Origin of the sequence: Burkholderia sp. IMCC1007, from assembly GCF_027257875.1 — a bacterium.
Lineage (GTDB): Bacteria > Pseudomonadota > Gammaproteobacteria > Burkholderiales > Burkholderiaceae > Burkholderia.
The window spans coordinates 65,696-83,612 of sequence record NZ_JAPVQY010000022.1 but is presented as its reverse complement, the minus strand read 5'-3'; the positions used below and the strand labels follow the sequence as shown (position 1 = coordinate 83,612).

Below are 17,917 nucleotides of genomic sequence, written 5' to 3'. Positions count from 1 at the left end.
TGCGACTGGACGACGCCTCGATCAATGCCGCTTGTCGACGTGCCGCACTGCGCGGAAGTAGTGGAACGCAGCCCATACGAGCAGCAGACTCATCGACAGCATCGCGTAGCGCAGGCCGGCCGACGAAGCGTCCGCGCAGGCATGCGCGAGCGGCGAGTTCGCCGCCACCCCGATCGCGCGATGAGCGCCATGCGGAATTCGGCAGACTTTCGAATAATCGCCGTTCGCGAACAGATGGGCGGCGATGCGATCGCTCAGGAAGCCAATGAAAGTCGGGCCGCCGCCCTGGCCGACGAAGTTCATCATCAGGAACACGAACGCCGAAGTCGTGGCGCGCATGCGGGGCGCAACGAGACCATGAATCGCGGCGAACGTCGGGCCATTCCATGAGCTCAACAGGATCGTGGCGAGAAACAGTAGCGCCGCCGCGATATGCCAGTCGGACTGCATGAACGCGAGGGAGGCCGGCACGAACCCAAGCAGCGTGCCCCAGGCCGGCACCCACGCATACCAGCGCTTGTCGCGGGCTCCGGCCCTATCGGCGATCCATCCGCCGCATGTCGTGCCGATCGCGCCACCAACGCCGATCGTGAGCCCGAACATCAGCCCGGCCTGCGCGGCATTCAGACCGAATTCGCGCGTCAGATACGCCGGAATGAACAGGTTGATCCCGTACTGGGCGAACGCGCCGATCACCGTGCCCAGCAGCAGTTGCACGAACAAAGGGCTACGCAGCAGGATGGCCGCGATGTCACCCAGCGACGCATTGCGCTGGGCATCGACTGCGGCGATTCCGTCCATGGCGCCGCGTTCGGGTTCGCGCAGGCTCAGGTAAGCAATGACGGCGAGAATCAGACCCGGCACGCCGACGACCCAGAAGGCCGGACGCCAGCCGTAATGCTGCGCAATCATGCCGCCGCCTATCGCGCCGCCTATTGCGCCGAGCGGAGGACCGAGGGCATAGATCGCGAGGGCGGTGGCGCGGCGGCCCTCGGGAAACTCGTCCGAGATCAGCGAATGTGCGGTGGGCGTGCTGCCAGCCTCGCCGATACCGACGCCAAGCCGGTATAGCAGCAACTGAGCGAAATTGCCTGCATTGCCGCATAGCGCAGTCATCACCGACCATGCCGCAATCGACAGCGATATCAGCGTAACCCGGCTCATCCGGTCGGCGAGCCGGGCCATCGGGATGCCCAGCGTCGCGTAGAAGAGCGAGAAAGCCAGGCCGCCCAGGAGCCCGATCTGCAGGTCGCTCAGGTTCATGTCGAGCTTGATTGACTGCCCCACGACGGCGATGAAAATGCGATCGATGAAACTCGATGCGTAAATCAGGCTCAACAGCAACAAGAGCCATGCACGATACTTCGATCCCCTCTTTGCCCCGACAGCGGGCAGTATGTTCCCGACGTTTTCCATGAACTCGTCTTCTCCAGGCGGTGATGGCGGCGCGCTCGCGCCAGCGTTGGCGGGCCGGTCTGAACTACCTCACGCGTCGAACAGGATTCCTAAAAAATTCCGGCAGCTTGCAGGCGAGCTGCCGGCGTTCCGCGAAAGCGTTAGAAGAGGTGCCGGATACCTACCTGCACAGCCAGCTGATTGGCCGTGGTCGAAGCGTTGTTGCCGGAAAGCGACCCGCCCGGGCCCGGCACCGAGTACGGGGTCGAGATCAGGAAGTTGTCCGCGTACTTCTGGCCCGCGAACGCGTGCTGCAACACACCGAACAGGTACACGTCGGTGCGCTTCGAAAGTCGATAATCCACGCCTGCCGTGTAGAGCTGATACTTGCCGAGCTTGTGCTGGTCCACGTACGTGAAGCCGCCCCCTACCGTAAGCGCCGGACCGAACCGATAGCTCGTCCCCAGTTCGTAGGCGCTCACGGTCACCACGCCGCGCGGGCTTTTCGAAGCATTGGTGTAGGTGTACACACCATTGATCGACCACGCATCGGTCAGGCTATACATGCCGCCCGCCGCGATCGTATAGATCGATTGGGCGTTGAGCGCGACCTGCGCCATCGTGCCCACGCCGCGCGCCGCGTTGCCGCCCTGCGTCTTCGTGAACGTGAGCGACCCCGAGTAACGCGCATTGAACGTGCCGGTCGGGCTGTACTTCACGCCCGCGCTGAACACGCGCGGGTTGCCCGTCGGCGTTCCCGCGAAGGCGCCCGGAATGTTGCTGAAGCCGTACATCACGCCCGCCGTGATGCCGTGCCAGGTCGGCGTTTCAAAACGCACCATGTTGCTCACCGGCTCGCCGGCGAGACGATCGATGTCATACGCACCGTGGAACGCGTAGGACGGCGCGAACTGTGAGACGTTGGTGTAGTACGACACGTAGTCGTAGATGAAATCGTAGTCGTAGCCGGCGATCAGCGTGCCGAACGTCGTGCTCTGCAGCCCCACGAAAGCGCGGCGCCCGAACAGCGCGCCACCGTGGCTCGCGGTGCCCGTGTTCAGCGAAAAGCCGTTCTCCAGCGTGAAGATCGTCTTCAGGCCGCCGCCGAGGTCCTCCACGCCGCGCAGCCCCCAGCGCGATGCCTGGTTGATCCCGTCATCGAGCTTGACGACCGAGTGGCCGCCCGCGTTGTTCACATACGTGAGGCCATCGCTGATGATCCCGTACAGCGTCACGCTGCTTTGCGCGTGTGCGCCTCCCGCCACTGCGGCCGCTATCGCGCCGGCCAATACCGTCTTCTTCACTTTACGATCTCCGTGTATTAGCGGGCGTTGGCGCCCGCTTTTTATTGCCGGTCTATTGCCGTCGGCTGCCGACGGCTACGAACTGCTTACTGCGAGACAGGTGACGCGAGGCCAGGAACCAATACGCGGCCGGCCATAGCACCGCCACGCGCACGGCCAGCATGCGTAGCACATGCCGTCCGTAGGCCGCGGCGTCATGGCACGCCGCCGCGAACGGCCCCTGCATCGCAACTGCCGGGCGCTGCAGGCACAAAACGAAAAGCAGCAAAACGCCTGCGATACCAGCCAGCTCGAGACCAGGCTCCGACGTCGTGCGCTGTCAGCCTTTCGACTCTGGTGTCTACTTGGCGCCCTTCAGGTCTGATCAGACTCGCTCCGTGTATGCCACAAACTGTCTGTGGGATTTTTAATGGATTCTGCTGCATAAGTTTTCGACGCGCAAGGCTAACCAGCGACAAACGAATACTCGTTTTCACCAAGGCAACTCGTCTGATCAATGCATCGTCTAGCGGCACGGTACGTCCGAGCAGGCACGTGCCCGGAAGCCAGCGCCGCGGCAGGCGGTCGCAAAATGCCCCCCGGCTCCCGGCGGCGTGATCGAAGGCAGCCGCGACGACGTTTCGGTCATCACAGCCCTGCTGGTGGACCACCGCATGTACCGCTTGCCGCTGTACTCGCCTGCTCCGCTGCGATTACGGCACGTACGGCACCCGGCGCAGCTTCACGGACAATTCATCGAGGTGCCAGTAAGTAACGATGCGATGTCGGACGGTATGCTTTCGCTCATGTACTCGACACGTACACGCCACCCTTATCGGGGGATTTTTTCGCGATCGCTCACCACCGCGCCTTTTGGGACACAGCTAAGCATTCCTATCTTTACAGAGCGTTATTTCGCCGCTTGACCCATGCAAACGTGTAAGTAAGGACGGCCGCAATGGAATCGAGTACTCGGCCCTTTCGGAAGCAAGCCTCTGCAAACGCACTAAAGCGTCAGGGCGGTCGGGCGCAAGCGCATTTGCATAGCGCCAGGTGGTTAAAGGCAACCTCAAACGCGACGCGCGTTCATGGAGGTGGTCCATGCCGAGAAGCGTGACGATCAGGTCGCTCTTTCGGGTGGCATCGCGGCGATGTGCGAAAGGTTCTCGGTTCCCGGCGTAGGTCTGTGCAGAGAGAGACGCACGACGTAGGCTCTCTCCCAACAGGGGAAAACCTACGCCAGCATCGCCGGCTCAAACAGAGAAAAGTGAGCGGAGGCTAATCAGACCAGACCGGCGCTTGACACCCAACACAGCAAACCTGCTCGCTCCTCATCAATCCGGATATCCCTTTTCTTTTCGTTCGTTATTTTTTCGGATACCCGAACAGGCGGGCGACATCCCGCTGCGAAATTCCAGAAAACGCCTATTTTTCAATCATCTGAACGCCGACAGCGGGCGTTCATCCGTATCTCGATCCGACTATTCGTTCTCTTCGAAGTAATGCCCGAACTTCGCCTGCTTGGTCCGGATATAGCGCTCGTTTTCCTCGCGCACCGGCACCGCAAGCGCGACGCGTTCGCACACGGGAATGCCGTGCTTCGCCAGCGTGTCGAACTTCTTCGGGTTGTTGCTCATCAGTCGCACCGACGTCACACCGAGGATCCGCAGGATCGCCGCGGCGGAGTCGTATTCACGCGCGTCGTCGGGCAGCCCGAGATCGAGATTGGCCTCGACGGTATCGCGCCCCTGCTCCTGCAGCGCATACGCGCGAATCTTGTTGCTCAGGCCGATGCCGCGCCCTTCATGGCCGCGCAGATAGAGCAGCACGCCACGGTCTTCCGCGGCGATGTAGCGCAGCGCGAGATCGAGCTGCTCGCCGCAATCGCAGCGGTAGGAGCCGAACACGTCGCCGGTCAGGCACTCGGAATGCAGCCGCGCCAGCACGGACTGCTCGCCGGTGACGTCGCCCATCACGAGCGCGAGGTGTTCGGCATCGCTGCCCGATACGCGGAAAGCGTACGACGTGAACGTGCCGTAGCGCGTGGGCAGCGACGCGGTGGCGACGAGCGTCACGCACTCGTCGGCGTGGCCATTGCCCGGCGTGGGCGATTGGGGACGCGAAGACTTCATGAATTCAATCGAACGATCAGGAATGTAGGAGTTATGTGGATAGTGCGTGACGGGAGTTTACCGCTAATCTGGAAACGTCACGCGACTGCCGCCGCAGGCCCGGCTATACTGGCTCATCGGGTGACGCGCATCACGCCCTGCCTTCCCTGCATCGCTCAGCACACGGAGAAAGCAAATGAGCACGACTGTCGCGCAGATTCTCAAAGCCAAGCCCGATTCGGGCCGCACGATCTACACCGTCACGAAAGCCGATTTTGTCTACGACGCCATCAAGCTGATGGCGGAAAAAGGCATCGGCGCATTGCTGGTCATGGACGGCGACGACATCGCAGGCATCGTTACCGAACGAGACTACGCGCGCAAGGTCGTGCTGCAGGATCGTTCGTCGAAGGCCACCCGCGTCGACGAAATCATGACGACCAAGGTGCGCTACGTCGAACCGTCACAATCCACCGACGAGTGCATGGCGCTGATGACCGAGCACCGGATGCGCCACCTCCCCGTTCTCGACGGCGGCAAGCTGATCGGCCTGATCTCGATCGGCGACCTCGTGAAGAGCGTGATTGCCGACCAGCAGTTCACCATCAGCCAGCTCGAACACTACATCCACGGCACGCCCACGGTCACGTCCGTCTGACCCACCCCCAGCAAAAAAGGCCCAAACGCGCGAGCGTCTGGGCGGAAAGCCGCCGGAATGCGGCGACGGAGGTTCTGCTCTGCTGACGCGGACGCGCGCGAGTGGCGCGCGCCCCGTCGGTCACATGCTGTGCTCGGGCAGACCCGGGGTGTTCAGTTGCCGAAGTAGACCGAATTCACGGGGTTCGGGGCTTCACGCGTGATGCGGCGGCCCGACTGGCCGGCGGCGGTCGCCACCGCACCGTAGCCGCTCGTATCGGCTTGCGCGAGCATCGGCTGGTTCGGCTGGATGCGCTGTTCTGCGGCCTGGATGTCCTGCGGATATTGCGCATCGCTCGCGAGCGGCTTGTAGCCGTTCTGTTCGAGCTGCACGAGATCGGCCCGGACCTGTGCGCGGGTCAAGCCCTCGTCGGACTGTGCGAACGATGCAATCGGGGCGGCAAGGACGGACGCAGCGATCGCTGCGTAGATAATCGACTTCATGGTGGACCTCCGAAATATGTTCTCTTGTGGCGTCGCTCCCGGCAGGACTGTCTGAAGCGATGGAAGAAGTGTAGTTCTCGCGATACCAAGGGGAAACCCTTGGTTTGAACATACAGCGTTGCATTTTTGACAAAAATTGGTGGCTGTTCGTCGTTGAGATCGCGATCACTTAAGTCATTTCCACAACAATACCTGACGAATGGCTGACGCTCGCATTACCCTCCTGGAGGGTTATGTTGTAGAATCGTAAGGTTTTATTCATCCGTCGATAATCGATCCGCCATGCACGCGCTCACGCCCTTTTCCGTTTCGCCGTCCGGTCCGGCCGGCGTGCGTGCGCGCGTCGGCCATCCGGCGCACCCCTACGCTCGACGCACGGCCCAGGCGCCGCTCGCCGTCGCCCGGCGCCCGATCTGACCGGTTGGTCTCCTTCCCGGAGCCACGTCAGACGGGCTCCGGGCGATCCTCATAGGCACGCCACGCCTGTCCCATGCCGATCATTTGGAGAACCTCCATGAAACAACGCCTTTACCAGCTGACCGAACTCGACGTCGCCCGCCTCGAGAAGCACGCCGAAAACAATCCCCGATTCCAGACGATGCTCGACACGCTGCTCGAGCGTGCCGACATCGTCCAGCCCGACGCCGTGAAGGCCAACGTCGTCACGATGAACTCGCAGATCACGCTGCTCGACGAAACGTCGCAGGAACAGGCCACGTGGACGATCGTTTATCCCGACGCCGCCAATCTCGAACTGGGGCGTCTGAACGTGTTCTCGCCGGTCGGCATGGCTTTGCTGGGCGCGCAGCGCGGCCAGCTCGTCAAGGTCATGCAGCCGAGCGGCGCCGAGAAGCTGATGAAAGTCGCCGCCATCGTGTTCCAGCCGGAAGCCAACGGCGAATTCACGCGCTGACGCCGGCGGCCGGCCCGCGCGCGCTGTCGCGGCGCAAAACGAACAAAGCTAGGCACGAGGCCTCGCTTTTTTGCGTGTGAACGCCTTCTTCCATCGCCGGCGTCACAATCGCTTCAGCCGCCGACGCACGAAAAAAAGGCGCCCGAAGGCGCCTTTTTTGATGCTGCGAAGCTGGTTACCCAGCCGTCACGCTTAGAAGCGGTGACGCAGACCAACCGTTGCTGCGGTTTGGTTGATCGACGAGCTCGGCAGGTTGTTGCTGAAGCTGTCGCCGTTGTAGATCGACGCGCCAACGCCGTTCTTCGCTGCGCGCTGGTACACAGCTTGTGCGTAGACGTCCGTGCGCTTCGACAGTGCGTAGTCAGCTTGCAGACCGAACTGGTTCCAGTGCGTGCTGCCGTTGTTGATCTTCGCGTTCGTGTACGTGTAAGCAGCGCCCAGGCCGAGAGCCGGCGTCAGGTTGTACTTCGCGTTGACTTCGTAGTTGTCGGTGCGCACCGAGCCCAGAGCACCGACTGCGTTGTTGTCAAGACGTGCTTGCGTCCATGCAGCGCCGACTTGTGCCGGGCCGAATGCGTAGCCAGCAGCAGCGCCGTACGTGCGGACGCGGCCTTGGGAAGCGATGCCACCGATCGCCGACGACGTTGCGCCGTTTGCGTTCGTACCGTCACCCAGGTTCGCTTGCGAGTATGCAGCAGCCAGCTTCAGACCTTGGAACTGGTATGCAGCACCCGCGCTGTACGCACGGTTGTTGCCGAAGTTCGTGTTGTTCGAGAACGAGTACGTGCCGCCGAATTGCAGGCCAGCGTAGTTCGCGCTCGTGAACTTGATCGTGTTGTTCTGTGCGACATCACCGTTCGTGCTCAGACGGTCGAGGTTCAGCGGGTGCGCGAAGTACGTGCCGCCCCACGAGCCCGTTGCCGTCAGCGGCGCCAGGTAGTCTTGCGTTGCGTCATACTGCTTACCCAGCGTGACCGTGCCGTACTGGCTCGACAGGCCGACGAAAGCTTGACGGTTGAACATGCCGCCGTTGCCGTTCGCGAACTTGCCGTTACCGATGTTGAAGCCGCTTTCCAACGTGAAGATTGCCTTCAGGCCACCACCGAGGTCTTCCGAACCGCGCAGGCCGAAACGGCTCTGGTCAATGCCCGAACCCATCGCCCAACGCGACTTGCCACCTTGGCCGAGTGCCGGCTGGACGTTGCTCGTGTAGGTGATGCCTGCGTCCAGCACGCCGTACAGCGTGACGCTGCTTTGCGCGTGAGCGACGGTAGCGAACGATGCTGCAGCTGCTGCAACGATCAGAGTCTTGTTCATTCGTGGAGCTCCCTTCTAAAAAGAGGCAGGTCTCGCGACCTTGTTCATAAACGGTCTGCAACCGCCCGGAAACGCCATCGGTACTGCTGGCTGCGCCCGGATAGTTGCCCGTTTGGGAACCGTGAGTTTAGGGGTGTACCCTAGGGGCGCGATCCGCAAATAAAGAAATAAGCTTTTCCAGAACTAGAAATAATGAAAATGGGGACGCGTTATAAGTATTTGTTTTAGCTTCTTTTTTTGGCTTCTTGACGTGCACTTTTTGGAGGCTTTCATCCCACCATTCTTTCGTGTCATCACCTTGACGGTTGCATAGAAACAACAAGCGGAACCGGGCTTCAGCCCGAAATCGGCAACTTTTACCTCAATTTCACCGCAAATTCCGCTTTGACCGACTAAAAATTCAACGGCCGACGGGTAAACAGCAGTAAACGAAGGGTGACGCTGCTACCGCGGCCGCGATTCGCCTGCGCAAGCGCCTGCGCAACGGGCGACTTGCCGCAAAAAGGCGGCGCGAGCGGCGGCCGCCGCCGTGACATGCAGTAACACGCTTAACGCTCGTCGTAACGCGCCCGCAGGACTGGCAGGCTAATGTAAGGCGGTCCCTATTACAGAAGAGGCCTCCATGAATCGACGCTCACTGTTGCGCGCCGTCGGACTGACCGCCGCCCTCGTCGGTACCGGCGGCTGGTTGCGTACCGCCTTTGCTCAGCCCGCGCCGCCGCCGGGATATCGGCCGCAACGTCCGAACCACGAGCCCGGCCGGCCGCCTTATCCGGATCGCCCCCGCTTTGCGCCGCCCGCGCCGAGACACGACCGCCGGCCGCCGCCACCGAGGTCGCACGGCTACGTCTGGACCGACGGCTATTGGCGCTGGCAGCGCGGCCGCTATGTATGGGTGTCCGGACGGTGGGTCGCCCGTCGCCCCGGGCATCGATGGGTTCCGGGGTACTGGCGGCGCCAAGGCCAAGTGTGGATCTACGTCGACGGCGCCTGGCGATAGCAGCAGACGCGTCGGCGATCGCCCGGCTGAGTCACCTACAATCGTGCATCGCCGCCACGCCGCCCCGGCTCCCATGATCGGGTCGGGGCCGCCATCCGTCCGTGCGCCATAGCGCGCAGCACGGCCGGCGCGGGCGGCCGTTCGCGAAGAATGGTGTCAACGATGAGCCCCGCCCACATTTCCCTGAATAGCGCCGGCGACCTGGTCGCCAGCCTCGGCAGTTCGCAGTTCCCCGCCCGGCTCTGGGCATGGCTGCGCGAAACGGTCGATCCGCAATCCCACTACAGCGTCGCGACCCGTTACCGGCGCGGCGCGGGTTCGCAGGCAGTCGACGGCGTCGACGTGCTGTTCTTCGCGGGCGGCGACGATCCCGGCGGCACGCGCCATGCGCTCGATCTGTATACACAGGGCGACTGGCGCAGCGACACGTTGCTCCCGCATATCGAACGCGTCACCGATTCGCAGCTCGTGTTCTCGTGCAACGAGGAAATCGACACGGCGACCGAGTACGGACGCCACTTCGCGCTGGGCGATCTCGGCGAGGACTGCACGCTGCTCGGCAGCGAGCGCGACTACGTCTACGCGTTCTCGCTGTTCCGGCGGCGCGGCCAGCCGTCCTATACGCTGGCCGAGCTGACCCTGCTGCGGCAGCTCGGCGATTTCGTGCTGCCGCTGCTGATCCAGCATGCGCGGCTGGCGCGTGTCACGCCGCGCCAGGACGACGGCGCGCTGCTGCAACGGTTCGAGCAACGGCTCGCGGCCAGCGGCGCCGCGCTGTCGCAGCGCGAGCGGCTCGTGTGCGGCGCCGTGCTGCAAGGTCGGCCCGTTCCGCAGATCGCGGACACGCTCGCGCTCAAGCCGAGCAGCGTGCGTACCTACCTCGGTCGCGCGCTCGCGAAGCTCGCCATCGCGAATCGGGCCGGGCTCTTTGCATGGTGTGTGACGGACGAGGAGGCGCCGGCCGTCGGCGATCGCTAGAGAATCGAATCTCGGCGGCGCCTTCTGGCGCCTTGTCGCCTTGTCGCCTTGTCGCCTTGTCGCCTTGTCGCCTTGTCGCCTTGTCGCCTTGTCGCCTTGTCGCCTTGTCGCCTTGTCGCCTTGTCGCCTTGTCGCCGTCCGCCTTCCGCCTTCCGCCTTCCGCCTTCCGCCTTCCGCCGTCCGCCTTCCGCCTTCCTCCTTCCCTGTTCCGCCTTCCCACCTTTGTCGCGCTTGTCCTTAAAACGATGACAGACAGCCGCCCGGCCCGCTCCTAGTATCTGACCCACCCGACTGCAGCGACGCGTCGGATGCAACGGAGACACGCGATGCCGAACCACGGATGCACACCGCCCCGCACGGCCGGGCGTGCGCTCCGCCGACGACAGGCCGACATGCCTCGATCGGCCAAACCGCATCGCGTACCGCGCCGCACACGGGCATAACGCCCTTCATTCCATTCCAACCCGACCGGGTCCATGCGACCGGACGAGCCTGACGGCCCGTCCGATGCACGCGTGCGCCCGTCGATTCCCCGATCCGGAGGAGACACATGCAACACGCCGATACCGTCTATCTGAACGGCCTGCTCTACACCGGCGACGCACAGCGCCGCTTCGCGCAGGCGCTCGCCACGAAGGACGGCAAGATCGTCGCCGTCGGCCGCGACGACGACATCCGCCCGCTCGCCGGCCCCGCGACGCGCAGGGTCGATCTGGCCGGCAGGCTGATGCTGCCGGGCCTGATCGACGGCCACGTGCACCCGCTCGAAGGTCACCAGATTCTCGGCGACTTCGATCTGTCCGGGATCAACGACCCGGACACGATCCTGCAGCGCATCCGCGCGTGTGCCGACGCGACGCCGGACGAACCGTGGGTCTATCTCGGCGGCGCGAACCTCGCCGCGTTCGGCGCCTATCCGAGCCGCGAACTGCTCGACCGGATCGTGCCCGACCGGCCGCTGCTCGTGGTCGGCTTCGACGTGCACAGCGGCTGTCTCAATACGAAGGGGCTGGAAGCGGCCGGCATTACGGCCGATACGCCCGATCCGACCGGCGGCGTGTACGAGCGCGACGCGTCGGGTGCGCCGAACGGCGTCGTGCACGAAGCGGCGTTCTACCGCGTCTGCCCGATCATTCCGCAACTGAGTCCGGCCGGCTATCCGAAGTCGCTCGCGAAAGCGCATGCGATGGCGCACGGCTACGGGATCACGGGCTGGTTCGACGCGCGCGTCGAGGAAGCCGAGCTCAAAGCGTATGCCGCCGCGCAACGGGCCGGCCAGTTGAAGACGTACGTGAGCGCGGGGCTCTACGCGAACCCGCGCCGCGATCCGCGCGAACAGATCGAGCGCTTCGTCGCGTGGCGTCGCGAGTACGAGCGCGACAACCTGCGTCTGCATACGGTGAAGATCTTCGTCGACGGCGTGCCCGAATCGAAAACCGCCGCGCTGCTCGAACCGTACGCCGGCACCGACGACTGCGGCCTCGCGCTATGGAGCCAGGACGCACTCAACGAAATCTGCCTGCTCGCCGATACGGCCGGCTTCGACCTGCACTTCCATACGCTGGCCGACCGCGCGGTACGCATGACGCTCGACGCGCTCGAATACGTGCAGATCCGCAACGGCATGCGCGACCGGCGCGCGCAGCTCGCGCACCTGCAGCTCGTCGATCCGGCCGACATGGGCCGCTTCAACCGGCTCGGCGCGATCGCGAGCGTCCAGACCCTGTGGACGGCCGCGCGCGACGAGCAGCAGCAGCTCTATCGCGACCTGCTCGGCGCCGAACGCACCGCCCGCAACTATCCGTTCCGCAGCCTGCGCAATGCGGGCGCGATGCTCGCGGCGGGCTCCGACTGGTCGGTCAGCACGATGGATCCGATGCAGATCATCCAGACCGGCGTCACGCACCGGCTGATCGACCAGCCGGACAGCCCGCCGTGGAACCCGCACGAACGTCTCGACCTGCTCACCATGCTCGAGGCCTATACGGTGAACACCGCGTATGCGCTGCGCTTCGACGATTGCACCGGGTCGCTCGAAGCGGGCAAGGACGCGAGCCTCGCGATCCTCGACCGCAATCCTTTCGAACACCCGGTCGGCACGTTCGCGCAGACCCGCGTGCTCGAGACCTGCTTCCGCGGCGAAGTCGTGTATGCGGCGCCGGGCTGGGCCGATTGAGCCCCAGCCGAGCACCGGCCGAACGCCCGCCGTACGCCGGCCGCGCGCTCGTCAGGCGACGTCGAGCGCGAGCAGCTGATCGGTGGTCAGCACGTCGCCGAACGTATCCGACAGCGCGGCCAGCGTCGCGCGATGGAGGTCGCGGTGCGGCACCGTGCTGCCGTCCGCGACATCGAGGTCGCGCGTTGCGCATGCATCGTCGACGACGATCACCGCATAGCCGAGCGGCACCGCATCGCGCGCGGCACCGGCAACGCATGCATGCGTCATCAGCCCGGTGACGATCAGCGTGTCGATCCCGGCCGCCTTCATGCGCGCGTCGATGTCGGTCGTCGGAAACACGCTGACCGACGTCTTCTTCACGACGGTGTGCCGCGGCGCCGGTTGCAGGTCCGCATGAAAGCGGAACCCTTCGCTGCCGTCCGCGAAGATCGGGCCGCCGGCCGCGCCGACGTGCTGGATATGGAACACCGGAATGCCCGCGCGATCGGCGAAGGCGATCACGCGCTGCGCGTTGCCCAGCGCGCGCGGCCCTTCCGGAATCGGCAGGCGGCCGCTGAAATACTCGTTCTGGAAATCGATCACCAGCAGCGCGGTGCGGGCGGCGTCGATCGACGTCGGCGCGCTCGCGCCGGCCAGGGTGCGGATGGTCGGATGTTGCATGGGTCGCTCTCTACTCCAGGTTGGCACATCGAACGGAACGGCGGTACGGCCGGGCCGGCGCCGGCGCCGTCGAATGCGATCCTTCGGCTGGCACCGCCGGCGGCAGGCCTGCCGTGACCGCGAAGCGCCAGTGTCGGGCCGCGCGACCGCGCGCGACAGCGGCCCGCAGGACAACGTCCGACAGAATCGGGCCAACCTGCGCGCGACGGCCTACGACAGCGCCGCGCGCGCGCCGGCCCGCTTGCGCCCGTAGCACGCCATCATCACGGAGCTGAGCAGGAAGCCCGCGCCGCCGATCAGCAGCAGCCCGATCTCGCCGAACACCGGCAGCAGGTTCGTGAGCGCGCCCGTCACGACCCACGCGACGGCCATCACCGAGCCCGCGACGCCGAGCGCCCAGCCCTGCCGGTCCTCGCTGACGGCGTCGGAGAATGCGGTGTACATCGTCGTGTACGCAACCATGTCGAAGCAGCCGACCACCATCGCGAGCGCCCACAGCACCGGCTCTTGCGGGAACAGCGCCGACAGGATCTGGCCGAGACCGGCGACGAGCAGCCCCGTCTTCGCGATGTCGACCACGCTCCAGACACGCAACATCAGCCGCACGACGAACAGCAGCCCGAATACGAAGCAGACGCCGATCACGCCGCTGAACAGCCCCAGCCGCGCGCTCGTATAGCCGAACTTCGCGTGCAGCAACAGCATGATGGTCTGCAGGTAGAGCCCGTAACCGACCTGCATCAGGAAGAACACCACCGCGAGGAACGCGACGTTACGCTGGCGCGCGGCTTCCCACACGATCCGCAGCGGCAGCAGCAAGTCGATGCGCGCGTCGCCGCGCGGCACGGCCGTATCGCGATACGACGCCCAGGTCCAGCACGCGCAGCTCAGCGACAGTGCCGCCACCAGCACGAACGGCGTGCCGTAGTCGAACAGCGGCGAGATCGTCCGGTCGGACGTGACGCCGCCGAGCACCGGGCCGACGATCACGCCCGCGCTGAACGCCAGCGACATGATGCTCATGTTGTACGCCTTGCTCGCGGGCGTGCTGAGGTCGGTGATGGCTGCTTGCGCGATGCCCTGGCAGCCGGCCGCGAGACCGGTCAGCCCGCGTCCGGCCAGCAGCAGCGCGACGCTCGCATGCCACGCACCGGCCGCCATCAGCGCATAGCCTGCCGCGAGCCCGAGCAGGCACAGCAGCAGGATCCGGCGGCGGCCGCAGCGGTCCGACAGCTCGCCCATCAGCGACGAGCCGAAGAACATGCACAACGGATAGATCCCGTAGCCGAGACCGAGGTAGAAATTGCGCGCGTGGTCGCCGGCGTCGGCGGGCAGGATGCCCGCCTGCGGATCGCTGAAGATCGCGGACATCATCGGGTAGACGAGACCGAAGCCCATCGCGTCGATCGCGATGGCGAGCAGGCAGGGGCCGAGCAGTTTGTAGTCGAGCCGGGACATGGCGACCTTCCGGAAGAGTGGATGATCGCCCAAGCGTAATGACCGGGCCGCAACCGCGGTAGACGGCCGGCCGCGATGCTGATCATCGGCGCGTCCGGCACCCTGCATCCGGCCTGCGCCGATGGATCGCCGTCCCGGCCGTGCGCCGCTACTTGACGCTCAGCGGCTCGCCCTGAAACTGGCGGCGCGCGACCACGCACGGTGCGCCGTCGTGCATGAACACGCTCGCGAGCAGCCCGAACGACGCCGCGAACAGCACGTACCACGCGGGCGCGACGGGCGACCCGCTCGCACGCGTCAGCCACGTGACGATGAACGGCGCGAAGCCGCCGAACACCATCACCGCGATGTTGTAGGCCAGCGCGACGCCGGTCGAGCGCGAGCGGGTCGCGAACTGCTCGGCCAGCGTGGTCGGCGCGGGGCCGTAGCAGACGCCGATGATCGTGCAGATCACGAGCTGCATCGCGAGCAGGCGCCCGATGCCCGGCGCTGCGGCCAGCCACGAGAACAGCGGATAGGTGACCGTCAGCAGCGCGAACGTACCCGCAATCAGCACCGGCCGCCGGCCGATGCGATCGGAGACGATCGCCGCAACCGGAATCGTCACCGTCAGCAGCGCGACCGCCGCCATCTGCACCATGAACACCTGGTCGAGCGGCAGCCCGAAGGTCTTGTGCACGAACGTCGGCATGTTCACGAGCATCACGTAGAACACGGCCGTGCCGGTGATCGTCTGCCCCATCGACACCAGCACGCCGCGGAGGTTGTCGCGCAGCACGCGCGCGACGCTGGCCGGCGGTTCGACGGTCGATTTGCTCGCGTCGAGGAATGCTTCCGTCTCCTCCATGTGCCGACGAATCCACAACCCGACCGGCCCGATCAGCAGCCCGAGCGCGAACGGCACGCGGCAGCCCCAGCTGTGCAGCGCCGCATCCGACAGCGACTGCGTGGCCCACGCGCCCATCGCAGCCCCCGAGAACACCGCGAGACACTGGCCGATCAGCTGCCACGATCCGTACAGCCCGCGACGGTTCGCGGGGGCGCTTTCGACGAGAAACGCGGTCGCGCTGGCGTATTCGCCGCCGGTGGCGAAACCCTGCAGCAGCCGCGCGACGACGATGAGGACCGGCGCCGCCGGGCCGATCGCCGCGTAGGGCGGCGCGAACGTGATCAGCGCGATCGACAGCGTCATCAGCAGGATGATGAGCTGCATCGCGGCCTTGCGACCCTTGCGGTCCGAATAGAGCCCGAGCAGGATGCCGCCGACCGGGCGCATGAAGAAGCCGACGCCGAACGTCGCGAGCGACATCAGCAACGACGCGTACTGGCTTTCGGCAGGAAAGAACAGCCGCGCGATGATGCCGGAGAAGAAACCGTAGACGATGAAGTCGTACCACTCGAGGGTATTGCCCACGACGGCGGCGATCACCTGCCGCTGTCGCGTGTTCCGACGTGAGTCGCGCATGCCTTTCTCCTGCAGTCTCGGGGTGCCGCGCCGCATGCGTGCCGTCTTCGGCGGCGGGCATGGGCGGCCCGGCTTTCGTGTCGCCGGCCGATGCGGGACAGGCACGACGGAACCGCCGGGCCCGCGTACGATCAGCGTGAATCGATGATAGGGACGCCAAAAACCCGCATCAATTAAGGCCGGCGGCAGATGGTTAGCCGGAGATTAAATGTCGCTTCTCCGCGCTGCTCCGCGCTTCGCCGCGAGAAAAACCGTGTCGTTCGCGCGTTGTTGCGCTCCCGGTTCTGCGGCAAAATCGTTGGCCGCCCTCCCCATCTTCCGCATCATGCGCAACCGCATCAACGAAGAGATCACGTTTCGCAAGCTCGAAGTGTTGCTCGCGTTCATGGAAGCCGGCAGCCTCGCGAAGGCGGCCGATGCGCTGGGCATCAGCACCGTCAGCGTGCACCGCGCGCTACATACGCTCGAGGAAGGCATGCACTGCGCACTGTTCCGCCACGAGGGGCGAAACCTGATTCCGACCGACGCCGCGCAGGTGCTTGCCGAAGTTGCGGGCGAAGTGCTCAAGACGATGACGGACGGAATCCGGTCGACGCGCGAGGCGGCCGGCTATGGCGCGGGCCAGTTGAAGATTGGTGCGCTGTATTCGTTGACGATCCGCACCGTGCCCGAGGTCGTGATCGCGCTGAAGGAGCGCCGCCCCGAGTTGCAGGCCGAACTCGTGCTCGGCTCGAACGCCGATCTGCTCGACAAGTTGAGGCACGGCGCGATCGACGCGACGCTGATGGCGCTGCCCGAACCGGACGCCGAGATCGAATCGATCGCGCTGTTCGAGGACGAGATGTTCTTCGCCGCGCCGGTCGATTCGCCGTATGCGCAATGCGACGCGATCGATCTCCATGCGTGCGGCGACGAGCCGTTCGTGTCGCTCGGCGAAGGCTTCGCGACGCACAACGGCTTCACGGAAGCGTTCCGTTCGGCCGGCGTCACGCCGAACGTCGCGATGCGGGTGGGCGACATCTTCTCGCTGATCAACCTCGTGTCGGGCGGCGTCGGCTGCTCGCTGCTGCCCGGCCGCGTGCGCGACCTGTTCGCGCACCGGATCGCGCTCGTGCCGCTCGCCGGGCCGACGATCCGCCAGACGATCGGCCTGAGCTTCCTGCACCGCCGCGAGCGAGACCCGAATCTGCTTGCGCTCGCAACCGTCTGCCGGCTGACGGTGAAGGGGCCGAACGGGCAGTAGCGCGCCGAACGCCTCTCCCGCTTGTCGGCGCGCGCACGCGTCGCGTGCGGGCACCGCACCACACGGCTCCGCCAGCCGCCCGCATGCGTCGGTCTCGTCCGTTTGGACGGCACGAAGCGCCCGCTTTGTTGCGATCATGGCCGTCATGCATCGCGCGCCGCCATTCGCATCGGGCGGCGCGGCGCCCGCTCGCGCGCCCTCGCCACGGAGACACCATGAACGACCCCGTCCTCGGCCCCATCGACCAGATCGGCTATGTGGTCGCCGATCTCGACCGCAGCATCGCGCGCTGGCGCGCCCGCCACGACGCGGGCCCGTGGACCGTGTTCCGCAACGTGCGCCTCGACGGCCGCTATCTCGGCGAGCCGGTGACGGTCACGATGGACGTCGGGCTCGCGTATCGCGGCGACCTGCAGATCGAACTGATCCACGTGACGAACGACGCGCCGTCGCCCTACCGCGACGCGCACGGTCAATCGCTCGCGGGCCTGCATCACGTCGCATGGGTGGTCGACGATCTCGACGCCGCGGTGGCGCGGCTCACGGCGCGCGGCCTGCTAGTCGTGTTCGAAGCCGCCAACCCGGCCACGCGCGTCGCCTATCTCGACGACGCCGACGATCCGGGCGTGCGCGTCGAAGTGATCGAAGGCGCCGGGATGCGCGACATGATCGCGCACGGCATCGCCGCGGCGCACACATGGGACGGCGCCGATCCGGTCCGCATCATCGACGCGTCGGCCGCCGCCGCATGAGGGGGCCCGCACGCGTCCCACTT

Annotated in this window: 16 protein-coding genes; 8 read left to right on the top strand and 8 right to left on the bottom strand. The window is 65.4% G+C overall.

The annotated features are described in order from the left end of the window. Positions 1–21 precede the first annotated feature (21 nt). Both O1Q03_RS20015 and O1Q03_RS20010 read right to left on the bottom strand, forming a co-directional pair. The gene (locus tag O1Q03_RS20015) at positions 22–1,416 is read right to left on the bottom strand and encodes a spinster family MFS transporter (RefSeq protein WP_269505629.1); all 1,395 of its coding nucleotides are present in this window, start codon (positions 1,414–1,416) and stop codon (positions 22–24) included. Between the two features lie 140 nt (positions 1,417–1,556). Beyond that, a complete protein-coding gene (locus O1Q03_RS20010) occupies positions 1,557–2,699 on the bottom strand; it encodes a porin (RefSeq protein ID WP_269505628.1) in 1,143 nt (380 codons plus the stop codon). 593 nt (positions 2,700–3,292) lie between these two features. Between O1Q03_RS20010 and O1Q03_RS20005 the strand changes: the two genes are divergently transcribed. Then, entirely contained in the window at positions 3,293–3,604 is a 312-nt protein-coding gene (locus O1Q03_RS20005) for a hypothetical protein (RefSeq protein WP_269505627.1), read from the top strand. A 555-nt stretch (positions 3,605–4,159) separates the two neighbouring features. Here the strand turns inward: O1Q03_RS20005 and ribA are convergent. Then, positions 4,160–4,810, bottom strand: coding sequence for a GTP cyclohydrolase II (gene ribA / locus O1Q03_RS20000; protein WP_269505626.1), 651 nt, complete (start codon positions 4,808–4,810; stop codon positions 4,160–4,162). 175 nt (positions 4,811–4,985) lie between these two features. Here ribA and O1Q03_RS19995 point away from each other — a divergent pair, with 175 nt between their 5' ends. Beyond that, the gene (locus tag O1Q03_RS19995) at positions 4,986–5,447 is read left to right on the top strand and encodes a CBS domain-containing protein (RefSeq protein WP_269505625.1); all 462 of its coding nucleotides are present in this window, start codon (positions 4,986–4,988) and stop codon (positions 5,445–5,447) included. Between the two features lie 152 nt (positions 5,448–5,599). Here the strand turns inward: O1Q03_RS19995 and O1Q03_RS19990 are convergent, their stop codons facing one another. Next, positions 5,600–5,929, bottom strand: a complete 330-nt coding sequence (locus tag O1Q03_RS19990; protein ID WP_269505624.1) for a DUF4148 domain-containing protein — start codon at positions 5,927–5,929, stop codon at positions 5,600–5,602. Between the two features lie 514 nt (positions 5,930–6,443). On the opposite strand from O1Q03_RS19990, the gene O1Q03_RS19985 reads away from it, so the two are divergent. Further along, entirely contained in the window at positions 6,444–6,842 is a 399-nt protein-coding gene (locus O1Q03_RS19985; protein ID WP_269505623.1) for a GreA/GreB family elongation factor, read from the top strand. A gap of 192 nt (positions 6,843–7,034) precedes the next feature. On the opposite strand, the gene O1Q03_RS19980 is transcribed toward O1Q03_RS19985, so the two are convergent. Continuing rightward, positions 7,035–8,159: a porin gene (locus O1Q03_RS19980; protein WP_269505622.1), complete on the bottom strand. Its 1,125-nt coding sequence runs from the start codon at positions 8,157–8,159 to the stop codon at positions 7,035–7,037. Between the two features lie 622 nt (positions 8,160–8,781). Here O1Q03_RS19980 and O1Q03_RS19975 point away from each other — a divergent pair. From O1Q03_RS19975 to O1Q03_RS19965, 3 genes are all read left to right on the top strand, one after another. Continuing rightward, the gene (locus O1Q03_RS19975; protein ID WP_269505621.1) at positions 8,782–9,159 is read left to right on the top strand and encodes a YXWGXW repeat-containing protein; all 378 of its coding nucleotides are present in this window, start codon (positions 8,782–8,784) and stop codon (positions 9,157–9,159) included. Positions 9,160–9,321: 162 nt separating this feature from the next. Beyond that, positions 9,322–10,137 carry a helix-turn-helix transcriptional regulator gene (locus O1Q03_RS19970; protein WP_269505620.1) on the top strand — a complete coding sequence of 272 codons (816 nt, stop codon included), beginning with the start codon at positions 9,322–9,324 and terminating at the stop codon, positions 10,135–10,137. Between the two features lie 550 nt (positions 10,138–10,687). Then, on the top strand, positions 10,688–12,313 hold the full coding sequence (locus tag O1Q03_RS19965) for an amidohydrolase (RefSeq protein ID WP_269505619.1): 1,626 nt from the start codon (positions 10,688–10,690) through the stop codon (positions 12,311–12,313). 51 nt (positions 12,314–12,364) lie between these two features. On the opposite strand, the gene O1Q03_RS19960 is transcribed toward O1Q03_RS19965, so the two are convergent. The 3 genes from O1Q03_RS19960 to O1Q03_RS19950 all read right to left on the bottom strand — a co-directional run bounded on the left by O1Q03_RS19960 (position 12,365) and on the right by O1Q03_RS19950 (position 15,899). Continuing rightward, positions 12,365–12,976: a cysteine hydrolase family protein gene (locus O1Q03_RS19960; protein WP_269505618.1), complete on the bottom strand. Its 612-nt coding sequence runs from the start codon at positions 12,974–12,976 to the stop codon at positions 12,365–12,367. A gap of 210 nt (positions 12,977–13,186) precedes the next feature. Then, on the bottom strand, positions 13,187–14,434 hold the full coding sequence (locus tag O1Q03_RS19955; RefSeq protein ID WP_269505617.1) for an MFS transporter: 1,248 nt from the start codon (positions 14,432–14,434) through the stop codon (positions 13,187–13,189). A 148-nt stretch (positions 14,435–14,582) separates the two neighbouring features. Then, positions 14,583–15,899, bottom strand: coding sequence for an MFS transporter (locus tag O1Q03_RS19950; RefSeq protein WP_269505616.1), 1,317 nt, complete (start codon positions 15,897–15,899; stop codon positions 14,583–14,585). Positions 15,900–16,224: 325 nt separating this feature from the next. Between O1Q03_RS19950 and O1Q03_RS19945 the strand changes: the two genes are divergently transcribed. Next, entirely contained in the window at positions 16,225–17,142 is a 918-nt protein-coding gene (locus O1Q03_RS19945; RefSeq protein ID WP_269505669.1) for a LysR family transcriptional regulator, read from the top strand. Between the two features lie 215 nt (positions 17,143–17,357). Further along, a complete protein-coding gene (locus O1Q03_RS19940; RefSeq protein ID WP_269505615.1) occupies positions 17,358–17,894 on the top strand; it encodes a VOC family protein in 537 nt (178 codons plus the stop codon). The last annotated feature ends 23 nt before the right edge of the window (positions 17,895–17,917 follow it).